Origin of the sequence: Porphyromonas sp. COT-108 OH1349, assembly GCF_000768755.1 — a bacterium.
In the GTDB taxonomy this organism is placed as follows: Bacteria; Bacteroidota; Bacteroidia; order Bacteroidales; family Porphyromonadaceae; genus Porphyromonas_A; species Porphyromonas_A canoris.
In genome coordinates, this window is record NZ_JRAH01000007.1 from 1 (window position 1) to 392 (window position 392).

At 50.8% G+C, this 392-nt stretch carries 1 pseudogene; it reads right to left on the minus strand.

What is annotated here, in order from left to right:
• Positions 1-392 (minus strand): annotated as a pseudogene (locus tag JT26_RS10765) (hypothetical protein); the annotation flags it as partial.

A 392-nucleotide genomic window follows, 5' to 3' on the forward strand; every position in this document is an offset into this window, starting at 1 on the left:
CGGTTCGGCATTCATGCGCAACTCTATCTTTTCGCCTACCTTTTTCTCTGTCGTCATCGTCATGCTGTTGCCGGCAGGCGGAGTATCTTCGACATCCAATGTCCAGCCTTTGTCTGTGGCGATCTTCTTGTTGCACGTATCCGTACCCGGATTGCCTGAGATATAGAGCTCTTTATCTCCGGTGCTCTGCCCTTTCACATCAGGAAGCGTGGTGAATATCTCGTTCAGTGTCTTCGCGCTCAGCTTGCAGTCGTTGACCCCCAACCTATCATTTATGCTGCTCGAGATCTTCAGGGAGCTTAGATTCGGGTTAATCGAGCAGTAGAATATTGTCAAAGCCGTGTTCTTGCTCACATCCAGCGAGGTGAGGGAGTTATGGGTGCAGGACAACG